16 protein-coding genes are annotated in these 17895 nt (G+C 26.1%); 14 read left to right on the forward strand and 2 right to left on the reverse strand.

Translation table 11 applies throughout. The annotated features are described in order from the left end of the window. The first annotated feature begins 10 nt into the window (after positions 1 to 10). Together CLOPA_RS04025 and CLOPA_RS04030 are read left to right on the forward strand one after the other, a co-directional pair. Positions 11 to 1432, forward strand: a complete 1422-nt coding sequence (locus tag CLOPA_RS04025; RefSeq protein ID WP_015614198.1) for a lipopolysaccharide biosynthesis protein — start codon at positions 11 to 13, stop codon at positions 1430 to 1432. A 62-nt stretch (positions 1433 to 1494) separates the two neighbouring features. Further along, entirely contained in the window at positions 1495 to 2964 is a 1470-nt protein-coding gene (locus CLOPA_RS04030) for an oligosaccharide flippase family protein (RefSeq protein WP_015614199.1), read from the forward strand. 189 nt (positions 2965 to 3153) lie between these two features. Here the strand turns inward: CLOPA_RS04030 and rfbD are convergent, their stop codons facing one another. Together rfbD and CLOPA_RS04040 are read right to left on the reverse strand one after the other, a co-directional pair. Then, complete coding sequence (gene rfbD / locus CLOPA_RS04035) at positions 3154 to 3996, reverse strand: dTDP-4-dehydrorhamnose reductase (RefSeq protein WP_041711231.1); 843 nt, start codon at positions 3994 to 3996, stop codon at positions 3154 to 3156. 89 nt (positions 3997 to 4085) lie between these two features. Further along, a complete protein-coding gene (locus tag CLOPA_RS04040; protein WP_015614201.1) occupies positions 4086 to 4439 on the reverse strand; it encodes a hypothetical protein in 354 nt (117 codons plus the stop codon). A 413-nt stretch (positions 4440 to 4852) separates the two neighbouring features. Here CLOPA_RS04040 and CLOPA_RS26395 point away from each other — a divergent pair, with 413 nt between their 5' ends. The 12 genes from CLOPA_RS26395 to CLOPA_RS04100 all read left to right on the forward strand — a co-directional run bounded on the left by CLOPA_RS26395 (position 4853) and on the right by CLOPA_RS04100 (position 17873). Continuing rightward, the gene (locus CLOPA_RS26395; RefSeq protein WP_278246031.1) at positions 4853 to 4975 is read left to right on the forward strand and encodes a hypothetical protein; all 123 of its coding nucleotides are present in this window, start codon (positions 4853 to 4855) and stop codon (positions 4973 to 4975) included. A 425-nt stretch (positions 4976 to 5400) separates the two neighbouring features. Continuing rightward, positions 5401 to 6060 carry a sugar transferase gene (locus tag CLOPA_RS04050; protein ID WP_015614202.1) on the forward strand — a complete coding sequence of 220 codons (660 nt, stop codon included), beginning with the start codon at positions 5401 to 5403 and terminating at the stop codon, positions 6058 to 6060. A gap of 37 nt (positions 6061 to 6097) precedes the next feature. Next, positions 6098 to 7402, forward strand: coding sequence for a UDP-glucose dehydrogenase family protein (locus CLOPA_RS04055; protein WP_015614203.1), 1305 nt, complete (start codon positions 6098 to 6100; stop codon positions 7400 to 7402). 64 nt (positions 7403 to 7466) lie between these two features. After that, positions 7467 to 8678, forward strand: a complete 1212-nt coding sequence (gene cps2T / locus CLOPA_RS04060) for a beta 1-4 rhamnosyltransferase Cps2T (protein ID WP_015614204.1) — start codon at positions 7467 to 7469, stop codon at positions 8676 to 8678. A 45-nt stretch (positions 8679 to 8723) separates the two neighbouring features. Beyond that, positions 8724 to 9389, forward strand: a complete 666-nt coding sequence (locus CLOPA_RS04065; protein WP_015614205.1) for an acyltransferase — start codon at positions 8724 to 8726, stop codon at positions 9387 to 9389. 1 nt (position 9390) lies between these two features. Then, the gene (locus CLOPA_RS04070; protein WP_015614206.1) at positions 9391 to 10554 is read left to right on the forward strand and encodes a glycosyltransferase family 4 protein; all 1164 of its coding nucleotides are present in this window, start codon (positions 9391 to 9393) and stop codon (positions 10552 to 10554) included. A 44-nt stretch (positions 10555 to 10598) separates the two neighbouring features. Next, positions 10599 to 11534, forward strand: a complete 936-nt coding sequence (locus CLOPA_RS04075) for a glycosyltransferase family 2 protein (protein WP_015614207.1) — start codon at positions 10599 to 10601, stop codon at positions 11532 to 11534. 136 nt (positions 11535 to 11670) lie between these two features. Continuing rightward, entirely contained in the window at positions 11671 to 12855 is a 1185-nt protein-coding gene (locus tag CLOPA_RS04080) for a glycosyltransferase family 4 protein (RefSeq protein ID WP_015614208.1), read from the forward strand. 23 nt (positions 12856 to 12878) lie between these two features. Next, entirely contained in the window at positions 12879 to 14171 is a 1293-nt protein-coding gene (locus CLOPA_RS04085; protein WP_015614209.1) for an O-antigen ligase family protein, read from the forward strand. A gap of 26 nt (positions 14172 to 14197) precedes the next feature. Continuing rightward, complete coding sequence (locus CLOPA_RS04090; RefSeq protein WP_015614210.1) at positions 14198 to 15220, forward strand: glycosyltransferase family 2 protein; 1023 nt, start codon at positions 14198 to 14200, stop codon at positions 15218 to 15220. Between the two features lie 91 nt (positions 15221 to 15311). Then, positions 15312 to 16292, forward strand: a complete 981-nt coding sequence (locus tag CLOPA_RS04095) for a glycosyltransferase family 2 protein (protein WP_015614211.1) — start codon at positions 15312 to 15314, stop codon at positions 16290 to 16292. Between the two features lie 27 nt (positions 16293 to 16319). After that, positions 16320 to 17873 (forward strand): lipopolysaccharide biosynthesis protein, encoded by a 1554-nt coding sequence (locus CLOPA_RS04100; protein WP_015614212.1) that lies wholly within the window; start codon positions 16320 to 16322, stop codon positions 17871 to 17873. The last annotated feature ends 22 nt before the right edge of the window (positions 17874 to 17895 follow it).

Here is a 17895-nt window from a genome sequence, read left to right on the forward strand (position 1 = left end):
GAGGTAAAAAATGAACAGAAATAAACTATTAGTTAAAAACACAATTATATATGCAGTAGGTAATTTTGGATCTAAGTTTTTAACATTTTTACTATTGCCATTTTATACATATTATTTATCAACAGGTGATTATGGTTATTTTGATTTGATTACAACTACAGTGACATTACTAATTCCAATTATAACATTTCAAATAACTGATGGATTATATAGATTTTTATTAGATTCCAAAAATGACAATGATATATCTAGAGTTGTTTCAAATTCATTTTTTATTACATTGACAAATTTATTTTTCTTCAATGTAATTTATATTATCTTTGTACAATTTAAAAGTTTTCAATACGAATACTTAATCTTGTCACAAATTAATTTTAATATAATATCTGCTTTTTGGGCTCAAATTTCTAGAGGTATTAGAAAAAATGCTGAATATTCTATTTCTGGAATAGTTGGAACCATCATTGTTTTATCTTTAAATATAATATTTATTATAGTGTTTCACTTTGGCGTTGCATCATTAATATTATCTAATATTATATCATGTATAGGAGTGATAATCTATTTAGAATTTAGATTGAAGATTTGTAAGTATATAAGATATAGTTTATATGATAAAAAATTAAAGAAAGAATTGTTATTATTTTCAATTCCATTAATACCCAATCTAGTTAGCTGGTGGTTCATGAATGTTTCTGATAGGTATTTTATAAATTTATATAAAGGTATTGAAGCAAATGGAATATATGCAGTATCAAATAAATTTCCAGCTATATTAATTATGGTGAATGCTATATTTTCTTTGGCATGGCAAGAAAGTGCTATTAGTGAATATAAATCGAAAGATAGAAATAAATTTTATTCAAATATGTTTAATATTCTTATGATTATTGAATTTACATCTGTAATTGTATTGTTACCATTAACAAAATTCGCTATAAAATATGCAGTAAATGATAAGTTTCATGAAGCTGCATTGTATATCCCATTTTTGTATGTAGCTACTATATTAAATGCTTTTTCTTCTTTTTATGGTACGGGATATCTTAGTACTAAAGATACTAAAGGTGCATTTTATACATCTTCAATTGGTGGTATAGTAAATGTTATATTTAATATTATTTTGATACCTGTGATTGGAATACAGGGAGCTTCAATATCAACTATGATTTCATTTTTTGTTATGTGGATTTTAAGAATATTTCAAACAAAAAAATATTTTACTATATATATTAACAAAATAAAATTATTATCCCTATCTTTAATTTCAGCATTATATATATTTTTTTACTATAATAACAATATTATGGTGGAGATATTCTTATTAATAATATCATTTATAATATTTTTAGTTTACAATAAGAACTTAGTAAGTAAGACAATAAAGTATCTTACTAATAAACTTATATTTGTTAAAAAAGATGTTGTTTAATATTTATCTATAGATACCCTATAAAATAAAATGGATAGTAATATTGGAAGGGATGTACTCATATGAAAAATAATAGGCTAAAATCAATTTTAGGAATGGGATTTGCATCAGTTATTCAGGTTTTAGTTAATATTGGTAAAGTAAAAATAATAGCAGTTTTGCTTGGAACGGCAGGGGTAGGTGTAACTTCATTTATCAATAACATAATAACAACTATTCTTCCAATTTCTTCTTTGGGTATGAATCAGGGGATTATTAAGGAAATCAATGAAAATATAGATGATAAAAAGAAAATTAAGAGTATAATAGTTACTTCTTACATTACAACTATTATTTTATCTATAATTATAACATTATCTATAATAATATTTAATAAAAGTATAGGTATATTAAATATAGGTTCCTTTGATAAAAAGTATATTTACATTGCTATGTTTTCAATACCATTTTTAACTTTTAATCAGATAAATATAGCCCTGATAAATGGATTCAAGAAAATTAAAATACTCGGACTAGCTAATATTTTTTCATCTATAATAACTTTGGTAGTAAGTGTAGCCTTAACTTATTTTTATGGATTAGAAGGAGCTATAATATCAATATTTATAACAGCAGTTATTACAAGTTTAGTTTATTGGTATTTGGGCAGAAGCCATGATGACAGAATAATTAAGGGAATAAAAGGATTTTATGATCTAGCTTTATTAAAAATATTGATAAAATATAGCGTTATAGCACTTTATACAATGTTTTTAAGCAATATGTATGTGTTGCTTATAAGAAAAATTATAATAAGTAAAATGGGAATTGATAGCTCTGGAATATTCCAGGCGGATTGGTCCTTAATAAATCAATATTTAGGATTAGTTTTATCCTCCTTAGGAGTATATCTTATTCCAACTCTATGTTCATTAAAAACCAAAAAAGAAATAAATGATGAATTAAATTCAACGTTAAAAATTATAGTATTAATAGCAATGCCTATTATGCTATGTATAATTATATTTGGAAAAATAGTAATTATACTTTTCTATTCCACTAAGTTTTTAGAAGCAGCAAATATTTTGCCATTGTTTATTTTAGGCGATATCTTAAAATGTATAGCCTGGGTAATTGGAACACCATTATGGACTATCCCTAAACTTGGAAAGCTTGCAATACTAAATACCTTGGATTTTATCATTATTACTGCTAGTACATATTTTTTTATAGACAAATTAGGATTATATAGTGTAGTGATAGGATACATATTGATGAATTTAGTAGAAATTATTTTTAATTATTTTGTAATGAAAAAGGAATTAAATTTTAAGTTTAGTAAATACAATTATAAATTGATTTTTACTTCTATTGGAATTATAGTTTTAAGTGTTATTTCTGATTTATTTATTAATAATATATTATTAAAATATGCTATTGAAGTTGTGCTATTTTTAATATGGGCAGCTTTATCTGTTAGGAGAAATGATATAAGTATGTTACTTTACATAGTAACAAAAGGGAAAAAAGGTAAACTTAAAAATGAGACTTAGCTGCATATAAATATTAATTTTCCTGTGGAATTATAGCTAAGCAGTAAAGTAAATGGAGAACTTAGACAGAATTAATACACATTAGTAAGTACTATTATCCTTATACTCAATAAAAGTACAATTATTACTAAAATAATATAATAGAATATTAATAAAAACTCGCACTTTTGAAGTACGAGTTTTAGAGGCTTACATATGTAAATCTTCAATATAGTCCTTTAAAGATTCCTGCCACTGTTTTGTTATATCACCTGTGGTAAGCTCCAGCATATAATTTCTAAGTACAGAATATTTAGGCCTTTTAGCTGGCCTTGGAAATTCTTCTGTAGTACATGGAATAACATTTACATCAATATTTTTTAGTCTAAATATCTCCTTAGCAAAATCATACCATGTACATACACCTTTGCAGGTACAGTGAAATAGTCCATAATTTTTATCATCTAAAAGTTTTATTATTACCTTAGCTAAATCTACAGTGCTGGTAGGAGTACCAACTTGATCATCTACCACCTTTAATTCACTGTGATTTTCACTTAATTTTATCATAGTCTTTACAAAATTATTTCCATCCCCATATAGCCATGCAGTTCTAACAATGTAATGTTTTGGATTTAGAGTTTTAACAAAGTTTTCTCCATCTAATTTAGTTCTTCCATATACTGTTTGAGGATCAGGTGTGTCAAACTCTGTGAGTTCAGTGTTTCCTTCTCCATTAAATACATAATCAGTAGAGACCTGCACAATCTCGGCCTCTATATTATAAGCAGCGGAAGCTAAATTTTTAGGCCCTATGGCATTAATTTTATAGGCTAGATCTATCTGCTCCTCACATTTATCCACCTGTGTATGAGCTGCGCAATTTATAATTACGTCTGGTTTATGTTCAGTTACAAATTTATTTACTGCCTTCACATCTGTTATATCCAGATCCTTTACATCTGTAGGAATAAGTTCAACGTCTTTTCCTTTGTACTGCTTTTGAAGTTCTCTTCCAAGTTGTCCGTTTGCTCCCGTTATTAATATTTTCACCATTATCAACTCCTAAAATTATATTAATCAACTATGATAAGGGATAATATGAAATTTAAACCTATATTCCATTCTTTATTATATATGTGTTACATACAACTTTCAATAGAAGCGTTGGTAAAACTCCTACTCTCTTTGTTATCAAATCGACCATCGGTTTTCATGCTAGCCATTATTCTTACCCAATGCTCATCTAAATCAAGTCCTGTTGCAATTTGCACTGAGGTCATTCCTGGGTCTATGGTGTATCTCACCCAATCACTATCATCAATTTTAACTGCTAATATGGCAGGGTACGTGCTTGGTGATTTGTCTAATACTATAGCAGTAATTTGTGCAGTGCCTTTTACTTTTGCATAAATCTCATGTCCTTGCTGAGTTACATTTCTTTTAACATATTTTACATAATAATTCTCTGTAGGATTATACCCATACAATACCATCTTTTTAACTAATGATGCCTATTGCGAATTGAAAAATTTTACTTTATATTAAAAAAGAGCGTGGTATAAGTTTATATTTTTCTTAGTATATAGATATATTTACTTCCAAATATTCCTCAAAATAGCAATGTTGCTTTCCATGTTCCAATTCAGATAAAAACTTCATTAATAATTCTATTAATAATATAAATAAGTATATAATTTACAATTATTTTATGCCATTATTGAATTAAGTAAATTAAAAAAACATTACAAGACTTTAAGGATCACTTTAGACATATGTGTAACCTTTTTAAATAGAACTTATTAAACCTCTTGAATTTCTTTCTAAATATGTAGAAATTACTACCAGAATAATTCCAAGTACTATAAAAATAATATTATTATATGTAAAAAATTTCAAATAATCACTGATGATTGAGTCTACGATTATTTTTATAGTAGGTATGCCTACGGCTATATTATCAGTAAATCTAGAAAATATACCCACAAGAGATGGAAATAAAGATAATAACCCTCCAGCTATGAGAGAATAAACAATCTAACTGATGAAGATAGCTAGATTATTGTGTTCCATAATAAATAAAAGTACTGCAATAATAATAAGTAAAATAATTATAATATAGAATAAGAGTTAGAGTTTTGATAACCAATTAATCATATTGAATTAATATGATATATAATATATAATACAAAGATAACAATATAGAGAAGATATGAAAAAATAAAAATATAATAAGAAGTTTAATAACATTAAAATATTTTTAAGAAAATGTAATTACACAATATTCCATATTTTCTTGTAATGGTTATAAAATGATGATACAATAAACACACAATATGAAATTCACAAAGTGTTCATAAGAAAAGAATTGACTGTATTGAAATGTTAATAATTTGTGCCATTGTTTATGGGTTCAACTAGATATGAAAAATATAAAAAGGGTAAAAGGGGGAATCTATGTTGCAAAATGCAGAAATAAGGGAAAATATTGAAACTGCTGAATATTCAAAAAGTTTCATGTATTTTTTTCTAAAAAGATTACTGGACATATTTGGTTCAGTAATTGGAATTATTCTTTTAAGTCCTGTCATAATAATAACCGCAATAGCAATTAAACTTGATTCTAAAGGTCCTGTACTATTCTCTCAAGAGAGAGTGGGAAAAAATGGCAAGCTATTTAAAATGTATAAATTCAGATCTATGGTAGTAAATGCAGAGGAATTATTAGTAAAATTAAAAGATAAAAATGAAATGTCTGGTCCAATGTTCAAGATGAAAGAAGATCCTAGAATAACTAGAGTTGGTAAATTCATAAGAAAGACAAGCCTTGATGAACTCCCACAGCTATTTAATATAATTAAAGGGGATATGTCAATGGTTGGACCAAGACCAAATCTACCAAGTGAGGTAGCTGAATTCAGTGATTATCATAAATTAAAGCTTCTTGCAAAACCAGGACTAACTTGTTATTGGCAGGTTATGGGTAGAAATGAGATAGGTTTTGAGGATTGGATGAAGCTTGATATAAAGTATATAGAAGAAAGAAATATATGGATAGATATAAAATTAATAGTTAAGACATTCTTTGTATTGTTTGGAGATAAGAATGCTCATTAAATATATAGAGACAGATAGATTAAGGAGGAACGATTAGATGAAAATAGTTGTAGCAGGAACTGGATATGTAGGTCTGGTAAGTGGAGCTTGCTTATCAGAGGTAGGACATAATGTAACTTGTGTAGATATTGATGAAAAAAAGGTTCAACTTATGAAGGATGGTATTTCTCCAATATATGAACCAGGGTTAGATGATTTATTAAAGAGAAACTATAGTGAAGGTAGACTTGATTTTACTACAGATTATAAAAACGCATATAAAGATGCAGATGTAATCTTTATAGGAGTAGGTACTCCTGAAAAATCAGATGGTTCAGCTAATCTGGATTATGTTTATATAGTAGCGAGACAAATTGCACAAAATGTAACTAAGGATTGTTTAGTAGTAGTTAAATCTACAGTACCTATAGGAACTAATGATGAAGTAGAAGAATTTCTTAAGGACAATTTAGTGAATGACGTACATATAGAAGTAGCATCAAATCCGGAATTTTTAGCACAGGGTACAGCAGTTAAGGATACACTTTATGCTAAACGTATTGTAGTTGGAGTAGAATCTGAATATGCAAAAAATATTATGAGAGAAATCTACAATAGATTCAATCAGCCTATTGTAGTGACAGATAGAAGAAGTGCAGAAATGATAAAATACGCATCAAATGATTTCTTGGCATTAAAGATTTCCTTTGTAAATGAAATTGCAAATCTTTGTGAATTAGTAGGAGCAAACATAGAACACGTAACAGAAGGTATGTCCTATGATCCACGTATAGGAGATAAGTTCCTAAAAGCAGGTATCGGATACGGTGGTTCATGTTTCCCTAAAGATACAAAAGCACTTCATTGGCTGGCAGATGGCTGCGGATATGAAGTGAAAACTGTTAAAGCAACTATAGATGTCAATGAAAATCAAAAGTTTAGATTGATAAAGAAAGCAAAGCAGAAATGTAAAATATTAAAAGGTCTAAAGGTAGCTGTACTTGGACTTACTTTTAAACCTGGTACAGATGATCTAAGAGAAGCACCATCTATTCCAAATGTAAAAATGCTTTTAGAAGAAGGAGCAGAGGTAATTGCCTATGATCCAGTGGGAGAAGAAAACTTTAAAAAGTTATTTCCTACAGAGATAACTTATGTACAAGCTCCTGAAGAAGCTCTAAAGGATGCAGATTTAGCTTTTCTTTTTACTGAGTGGAAGGAAATCACTGAAATAAAATTAAGCAGATATAGTGAATTGATGAAAAAGCCTGTAATATTTGATGGACGTAACTGCTATAGCCTTGAAGAGGCAGAGGAAGCTGGAGTAGAATATTACTCAATTGGACGTCCAGTTGTAAAATAAGTATAGATAAAATTATATTAATCAATAAAAAATTTTTAAACAAAAGTTGTTTGGAGTGAAAAAATTGATAAATGTTTTTATAATTGGATCAAAGGGTATTCCAGCTAAATATGGTGGTTTTGAAACATTTGTAGATAAGTTAGTTACTTATAGAAAAGAAGATAATATTAAGTATCATGTTGCATGCTTAGCTGATGATGAAGGCGAATTTGAATACAATGGTGCCAGATGTTTTAATGTTAAAGTAAAAAATATAGGAAGTGCAAAAGCTGTTCTCTATGATATTGAAGCTTTGAAGGCGTGTGAACAATACATAAAGAAAAACAACTTAAAGAATTGTATCATTTATATATTAGCCTGTAGAATTGGACCATTTTTGGCTATGTATAAAAAAGGATTAAAAAAACAAGGAATTAAAGTTTATGTAAATCCAGACGGACATGAGTGGAAAAGAAGCAAGTGGAATAAGTATATTAAAGCTTATTGGAAATATTCAGAACGTTTAATGGTAAAGAATTCTGATTTACTTGTATGCGATTCTAAAGGAATAGAAACCTATATTCAAGAGGAATATAAAAAATATAATCCTAAAACAACATTTATTGCTTATGGAGCAGATGTAAAAAAATCTACTTTAGATGATGATAATGATAAATTAGTTGAATGGTATAATAAGTTTAACATAATTAAGGATGAATACTATTTAATTCTTGGGAGATTTGTTCCGGAGAATAACTATGAAACTATGATTAGTGAATTTATAAAATCAAATTCAACAAAGGATTTAGTTATAATAACTAATGTAGAAAAAAATAAATTCTATGAAGAATTACTTCAGAGAACAAATTTTACTAATGATAAGAGAATTAAATTTGTTGGTACTGTTTATGATGAAGAGTTAGTAAAGAAAATAAGAGAAAATGCTTATGCATATATCCATGGACACGAGGTCGGTGGAACAAATCCATCGTTATTGGAAGCATTGGCAAGTACAAAAATTAATCTGTTGCTAGATGTTAATTTCAATAAAGAGGTTGGTAAAGATGGAGCAATGTATTTTAATAAGAAAGACATGTCTTTAGCTAATTTAATTGATAATGTAGATAAATTAGATGATAAAATAATAAACCAATTATCAGAAAATGCAAAAAGAAGAATTGTTGATGAATATTCTTGGGATATGATAGTAAGTCGATATGAACAATTATTAATAAATAATCTACCGAAAATACTTGAAAGAATAAATGAAGTGGCAGTCGATATGAACAATTATTAATGAATAATTAAAGTATTAAAATAATGAAGCATGGAGAGTATGATTATGTTAGAAAAAATGGACAAGATGAACATTAGTAAATTAGATATATTATTAATAATAATTAATACTTCCATAAAAATAATAAGAGGATTAATAATTAAGCCTTTTCTTAAAAAATCAAAGGGGTTGTTGTTTGTAGGAAAAGGAGCAAGGATAAGCCATAAACATAATATTATTGCTGGGAAAAATGTTAAATTCGAACAAAATTCTGAGGTGCAAGGTTTAAGCAAGAAGGGGTTGATCTTCGGAGATAATGTAACAATTGGAAATTCAACAATGATAAGACCATCTAGTTATTATGGTGTGGAGATAGGAGAGGGGCTTAAGATGGGTAATAATTCATCTATAGGTCCGCTTGGTTATATTGGATGCGCTGGTTATATTGATATAGGACAAAATGTAATGATCGGGCCTAAAGTTAGTATATTTGCAGAAAATCATAGTTTTAATGATGTAAATACCACAATAAAATCTCAAGGTGTAGTTAGAAAAGGTGTAAAAATTGAAGATGATTGTTGGATTGGAAGTAGTGTTATAATATTAGATGGTGTTGTGGTTGGAAAAGGTAGTGTAATAGGAGCAGGGACTATTGTTTCTAAAGATGTACCAGCATATAGTATAGTTATTGATAAAAGAGAAAAATTATTAAGAGCTAGAATGGAGAAATAATATGAAAAAAATTTTATATTTGCATGCAGGGGCAGAATTATATGGAGCAGATATCGTTCTCTTAGAATTGTTGAAGAATTTAGATAAAACAAAATTTATTCCATATGTAATTTTGCCATGTGATGGTCCATTAGTTGAGAAGTTAAGACAAAATAATATATGGGTTAAAGTTATACAATATCCAATACTTAGAAGGAAGTATTTTAATCCAATAGGGTTACTTACATATATAAAGGATTATATAACCTTTTCATCAAAAATAACTAAAATAGCTAAAAGTAAAGAAATTGACATTATTCATACTAATACAGCAGCCGTATTAGAAGGAATATACATTAAAAGAAAATTAAAAAGACCACTAATATGGCATATACATGAGATTATTGTAAGACCTAAATTAATACATAAATTTTTGAGCTTTTTAATAGCTAAAAATGCAGATGAAGTTATAACTGTATCTGAAGCTGTAAAAATGCATTTAAAATCTACAGGATATTTTAAAAATGAAATTAAGGTTATATATAATGGTGTAGATAATAAGATGTTTAACAAAGATAATGAAACTGATTATATAAGAAAAGAATTTAATATACCTGAAAATGCTATTATAGTTGGTATGATAGGAAGAGTAAATGCATGGAAAGGTCAAAATGATTTTTTAGATGCAATGGACATAGTATTAGAAAATAATAAGAATGTTTATGCAATGTTAGTTGGTGGAGTGTTTGATGGTGAAGAATGGAGAATAACTGAGTTAAAAGAGAAAATACAGTCAATGAAACATAAAGAAAAGGTTATATTTGATGATTACAGAAAAGATAGTAAGAATATTCATGCTTTGTATGATATATTTGTACTTCCAAGTACTAATCCAGACCCACTACCTACAGTCGTATTAGAGGCTATGGCAAGTAGTACTCCTGTTCTTGGATATAGGCATGGAGGAATTTGTGAAATGGTAAAGGAAGATTACAATGGGTTATTAGCAGAACCGTGTAATTTTAAAGATTTGGCTTTTAAAATTGAAAAAATTATAGGGGATAACAATCTTATAGAACAATTTGGATATAATTCATTAAAACGACAAAAGGATAAATTTTCTAAAGAAAACTATGTGAAAAATTTTCAGTTATTATATTCACAAACTAATAACAGTAATATTTAGATTAAACAATTTTAATATGAATTATGATTAGTACTAAATAAAGTATGAAGGTGATTAAAATAGATACATATATAAATGAACTTGTTAGTGTTGTTATACCAACCTATAATAGAAAGGACATTATTGAGAGAGCAGTAAATAGTGTTTTAAATCAGACATATAAAAATATAGAGATAATAATAGTAGATGATAATTCCAATGATGGTACAGAAGATTTGGTATCAAAAGTATATAGTAAATTAAAAAATATAAAATATATAAGACATGAAACTAATAGAGGTGGAAATGCAGCAAGAAATACTGGTTTAAAATATAGTTCGGGTAAATACATAGCATTTTTAGATAGTGATGATGAATGGTTTCCAGAAAAATTAGAAAAACAACTTTTATTAATGCATGAAAAAAAAGCAGATTTAGTATATACAGATTATATATTGTTTAATGAAAAAACAAAAGAAGAGCATGTTTTTAATAATTCTAGTAAAAAATATAATTTTATAGATTTATTGGGAAGTAATTTTATTGGTACAACATCTACAATATTAACGACAAAAAAAGTCTTAAATGCAGTTAATGGTTTTGATGAAGATTTACCTAGTTGTCAAGATTGGGACTTATATATAAGAATAGGAAATAAGTTTAATATATGTGGAGTAAAGTTACCGCTTGTAAAATATTACTATCACGATTCAAGTATAACAGGAAATATTGATAAGGTTATTAATGGACATAAAAAGGTAATGGAAAAAATTGAAAATATTATTAATTCGGATACTAATTTAAAAGTTCATAGAAAGAAAATATTAGCACAAAATTATGAAAGAATTGGACATTGTTATATGAAATTTAGACAATTTAGTTCAGGAAGAAAGTATTTCAAAAAATCTTTGAGTTCATATCCTTTGAATTCCAAAGTAATGATACATTTAATCACTTCGTATTTAGGAAAAAATTTTTTGATATTAAAACGATACAAATAGATAATAGAGTAGATTTAGAAAAAGTTAATTAGTAGTAACAGGGTATAAAAATTCGCTAGTACCATTAGGTATTTGCAGAAGAACATGTGCTATGGGACAAGCAAATAAAAAATGTTATAGAAGGGGGGGCTGATTAATGAAGATTTGTTTTATTATGACTAATATATTTAGTCTGGGTGGAGTACAAAGAGTTGTATCAGTTTTATCTAATGAATTAATTAAAAAAAATGAAATAGATATATTATGTATTTCAGAAAAACCAAAAGGCAATAATGATTTATATAATTTAGCCCTTGGAATAAATGTAGAATTTAATTATAGCTTAGTTAAAACTGATATATTTAGCAAAGTTTTTAGAAAAATAATTAAAAATATTAATATGAAAACTGGAATACTAAATAACGAATACTATTATAAAAAATTAATCAATGTGTATTTCCCTAATAAAGTTAGAGAAAACTTTGTGAAATACTTTAATAAAAAGCAATATGATATAATTATAGGGGTTGAGGGTTTATTTAGTATATTACTAGGTTCAATTAAAGAGGAACTAAATTCAAAAGTTTTAGGATGGCAACATAATTCTTATGATGCATATTTAAAAAATCCAAATAGATATTTTTGGAATTTAGATGTCTTATTTAATAAATATATATGCAAATTAGATAAATATATAGTTCTAACTAATTATGATAAAGTTATGTACAAAAACGAAAAAAATATAGAAAGCGATGTAATATATAATCCACTTAGTTTTGAATCTAATGAAAAATCTACTTGTAGTAAAAAAAATGTTTTATTTGTTGGAAGATTGGTAGAACAGCAAAAAGGATTAGATTTACTTATACAAGCATTTAATAGAGTTTGTTTAAAAAATAAGGATTGGATATTAAAAATAGTTGGAGATGGACCTGATAAAGAAAAATTAGAACAATTAATTGAAAATTTAAAGTTGTCTGAAAGGATTAAGATTGAACCATCTACAAGTAATATACAAGAATATTATTTAAATTCTTCAATATTTGTTTCTTCATCAAGGTGGGAAGGATTTGGACTTGTAATAACTGAAGCTATGGAATGTGGATTACCAGTAGTGGCATTTGATAATTCGGGTCCAAGAGAAATAATAAACAAGAATTATGAAAATGGAATATTAGTACCGTGTGAAGATGTTGATTCATTAGCTAATGCAATACTTGATTTAATAAACAACGAAGAGAAAAGAAAAAAGATATCCGAATTAGCTATAAATAGAGCAAAGGACTTTTCAATAAATAAAATATCCAGTGATTGGAATAACATTTTTAATTTACTAATATAGAATTTTAGGATAGGAGGTACACAATGAGCGTAAGAAATTATATTATATTATTTGTATTGGCTATTATTATGCTTATTTTTAATAATTTAGTATATTTTAAAAATAAAAAATATAGAAATGTAATAATATTGTTACTTTCAATATGTTCAGCTATGTCAATTAAGCTTAATTATAATCAATCTATAATGGGAAAAGACCAATATTTATATATATCATTAACAGTACTTTTAATTGCGATGATAGCTATTTTTACTATTAATCATTATACAAAAAAAATTAGCTTAGATAATTTTTTTATGATAATTTTTTTAGCATTAATTTTTGTACCTTACATAAATAATGAAATAAATGATACAGTTAGATTTTGGCTTGTAGCTAGTGTATATATAAGTATTTTTTTTATTGGAATTATATACAAAAATATTAAGGGATATGACTATAATAATATAACTAATTTTTTTAGTTATATTGCAATTTATAATGGATTGTTAGGAATAGCTCAATTTATAACAAATAAAAAATTATTATACGGACAATTTAATGATAATATTTACTATTATCAAGGAGGAGAAGCAGTAAAAAGAGTAGTTGGAATAGCAGGTACAAATAATGCGGGGGGAAATTTAGGATGTATATTATTTGCAATAGTATTCTTTAACTATGTAAAAAGAAAGAATAAAATTAATTTGATTGCTCTTATATTAACTTCAATTTTCTCAATTTTAACATTAACTAGGATAGGCTATTTGGGGATAATTGTTATACTTTGTATTCATTTTATAATATCCAAATGGAACTCAAAAGACAAAATATTAAGAAAAGTATTGACAATTATTATAGTTGCGATAGTAGTAGGACTAATATTAGCTATTTTTGGTAGTCAAATTTATCATATACTTTTTGAACAGAGAGGAGATACTCAAGACTCAAGAGGAATTCAATTTCAATTCTTATTTAATAATATCATTAAACATAATAGCTTATGGAATGGCATTGGAACTGGACAATATACTTTTTATGCACTATATTCTCTTGGATATAATGATTTAGATATACATTCTCAATATATCAGCATATTGGTAGAAAATGGAATAATAATGTTTATATTATTTATTGTGTTAAATGTATATTTAATGATAGGTGCACTAAAAAAATGTGATAATAGAACAGAAATAGCATTTGTAATAAGCTTGTTTTTCGCTAATTTAATTGTTTGTAATTTTAATCCTAATCAATATTATATAGTAAATAATTTGCTATATTATTTACTAATGTATTGTTTTGTTTACAAGAAGAAAATTAAATCATTAACATGAAATAAATAGATGGAGGAGGTGATTTATTGATTAAAGTAAGTATAATAATACCTATATATAATGTAGAGGCTTATTTAAGAAAATGCTTAGATAGTGTGATAAAACAAACATTTAAAGATATAGAAATAATTTTAATCAATGATGGATCTTCTGATAATAGTTTAAATATATGCAAAGAATATTCTAACAAAGACAAAAGAATTAAAATAATAGATAAAAGAAATGAAGGGGTCTCTAAGGCGAGAAACGTAGGGCTTTTATGTGCTAGGGGAGAGTATATTTCTTTTGTAGATTCAGATGACTGGATAGAACTTAATATGATTGAAGAACTTTATAATTCAGTATCGTCTAATAATGCAGAATTTTGTATGAGTAATTATATAAGAGAAAACGAAAGTAAAAGTCAATATGTAGATGCTAATATAGAACTTAAAAAACTACAAGATAATGAGATAAAAGAGTACTTGTTGATTCCATTAATAGAAAGAGAAAATAATCAAAAGGAACATATTTTAGCGAGCTTTAGGGGACCTTGGGGAAAGCTTTTTAAAAGAGATATAATAGAAAAATATAATATAAAATTCAAAAAAGATTTAATTGTAGGAGAAGATTTTATCTTTAATCTAGAATTCCTAGTTTATATAAATAAAGCTGTTATAAATGAAGGATTTTATTATCATTATTTAACTAATAGTAATTCCATAACTATGAAATATAAGAAGGATTGTTGGAGATTAATCTATAGAAATACAATTTTATATTTAGAAGATTTTTTAAAGAAGAATAATTTATATTTAGAAGCTAAGGATAAAGTAAATAAATTAATTATAAAATATTTTTTAATGTCCGTAATAAATGAAGGAAGCAAAGATAATATTAAAATAAAAGTGGAAAAAATAAATACAATTAAAGAGATGTGTGAGGATAAAATTATTATGGATGCTCTTGAAAGTGTTGATTTGAATTTATATGGGAAAAAAAATAATTTTATTTTATTTCTAGCAAAATATAGACTTAAATATTTAATTTATATATTTAGTGTTATGTAGAAAATATAAGTAACTTGAAGAGAGTAAGAAGACAATCTAAATAAGTTCATAATAATATTGTGCTAAATGAAGTGTATTATGGAGGAGATTAATGAGTAAAATAAGTATAATAGTTCCTATATATAATGTAGAAAAATATCTTGAAAAATGTCTTGATTCAATATTAGGACAAGCTTTTAAAGATTTTGAATTAATATTAGTTGATGATGGCTCACCTGATAATTGTGGAAGTATATGTGATAGATATTTAAAACTTGATTCTAGAATAAAAGTCATACATAAAGAAAATGGAGGCTTAAGCTCTGCAAGAAATGCAGGATTAGATATCGCAGTTGGAGAATATATTGGATTTGTAGACAGCGATGATTGGGTAGATGCAAATATGTATACGAGGTTATATTCTATAGCTAAAGAAACTGATGCAGACATAGTTCAATGTAGATTTAAAAAATCTTATGATGAAAAAATAAATAATATAAAGACTAATACCAATAAATTTGAATTAATAGATAAGTTTAAAGCTTTAAATAATCTTATTGCTTATGGTGAAATGCATGTTCAAATGGTTGTAGCTTGGAATAAATTGTATAGGAAAAGCTTATTTAATGAAATTAGATTTCCAAATGGAAAGATACATGAAGATGAATTTACAACATATAAACTTTTGTATAAGTCAAACAAAGTAGCTTTAACAGAAAACGAGCTATATTATTATAGGCAAACGTCTAATAGCATAATGAATGCTAAGTTTAATAAGAAACGTTTGGATTATTTAGAAGCTTTAGAGGAAACATTAAGCTTTTTTAAGAAAGTAAATAATGAATATTTATATAATATGACTACAATCAGATATGTTGATAATTTAAAGAAATATTATTTTAAATGCGAAGATTTACTCCAGGATAATGAAGAAACTTTGAGAAAAATTAAAAATAACTATGATGAAATTTTTAAAGAATATATATCTAATAGTAGTTTTGGGGTTAAAAATAAGTTGCTTGGAATATTCTTTTTTATAAATCCAAAGGCTTATAAAATTTTACAAAGTTTAAGAGGTAAACAGGCATACTAAATATATATAATTTTAGGAGTAAGAAATATGAAAAATAAACAATTATCAATAAATATGATAGCTAATATATTTGCATTTGTTGTGAATATAGGTATTAACTTTTTTTTTACACCATATTTAATTAAGACTATAGGAAAGGAAGCGTATAGTTTTTTTCCTTTATCAACTAACTTTATAGGATATGTTAATATAATTACAGTTGCATTAGATTCTATGGCAAGTAGATTTATAACAATTAAGATTCACGAGAATGATAATGAGCAGGCTAATAGATATTTTAATTCTGTCTTAATAGCTAATACAGTGCTTGCATTATTAGTTACAGTACCATCAATAGTATTTGTATTATTTATGAATAAAATTTTACATGTACCTATTGCGATATTAAGAGATGTAAAATTTCTATTTGGTTTTGTATTCTTTGGAATGATATTAAGTATATTAACATCAGTCTTTGGAATTGCAACCTTTGCAAAAAATAGATTGGATTTATCTTCTAAAAGAAATATAGAATCTAATTTTATTAGAGTTATAAGTTTAATTTTTATGTTTAGCTTGTTTAGACCTAGTGTATCATATGTTGGAGTTGCAAACCTTATAGTTATTATATTCATATTATTTACAAATATATATTATACAAAAAAATTATTACCGAAAGTTACTATACATAAAAAGTATTTTGATTTTAAGGCTATTAAAGTATTACTTTCATCTGGAGTATGGAATTCAGTAAATCAGTTAAGTATGGTATTGTTAACTAGTTTAGATTTATTAATAGCAAATATTTTTATAAATGCAACAGCAGCAGGAGAATATTCTATAGTTAAAACTGTTCCTAATTTTATGCAACAGCTAGTAGGAATGTTAGTAGCAGTTTTTGTTCCTCAATTTACAATATTATATGCACAAAAAAAACACGATGAGCTATTAGATAATATTAATAAATCCATTAAATTTATGGGATTACTTATAACAATACCTATAGCCTTTTTAATTATATTTGGAGATACTTTTTTTAAATTATGGGTGCCAAGTGAAAATGCCAGTAAATTGTATCTGTTATCAAACCTTACTATTATTCCTATGATAGTCACTGGTAGTATAAATACAATATTTAATGTGTATACAGTTACAAACAAATTAAAAATACCAGCTTTTGTTCTACTTATAACGGGGATTATTAATACATCTGTAGTTTTTATACTCCTTAAAACTACTAATCTGGGACTTTTATCAATTCCAATAACTTCATTTATTATAGGATTATTAAGAAATTTGATTTTTACACCAATATATGCCGCTAGATGCTTGGAAGTAAGATGGAATACTTTTTATAAAGCCATAGCTAGAGGGTGTATTTGTGCATTGACAATGATGGTATTATGCTATGTGGTTAAGCATGGTTTTAATATAAATTCATGGATTAAGCTTATAATAGCAGGGGGTGTATGTTCAATAATTTCTTTAATTATTAATATGTTTATTGTATTTAAAAAAGAAGATAGAAATGAAATTATGAAAACTATTTTTACATTATTGCATATAAAAAAGATAAAATTAAAAAGTGATGAGAGTATATAAGTTATGATTCAGATTAGAATAG

Origin of the sequence: Clostridium pasteurianum BC1 (genome assembly GCF_000389635.1) — a bacterium.
Classification (GTDB): domain Bacteria; phylum Bacillota; class Clostridia; order Clostridiales; family Clostridiaceae; genus Clostridium_I; species Clostridium_I pasteurianum_A.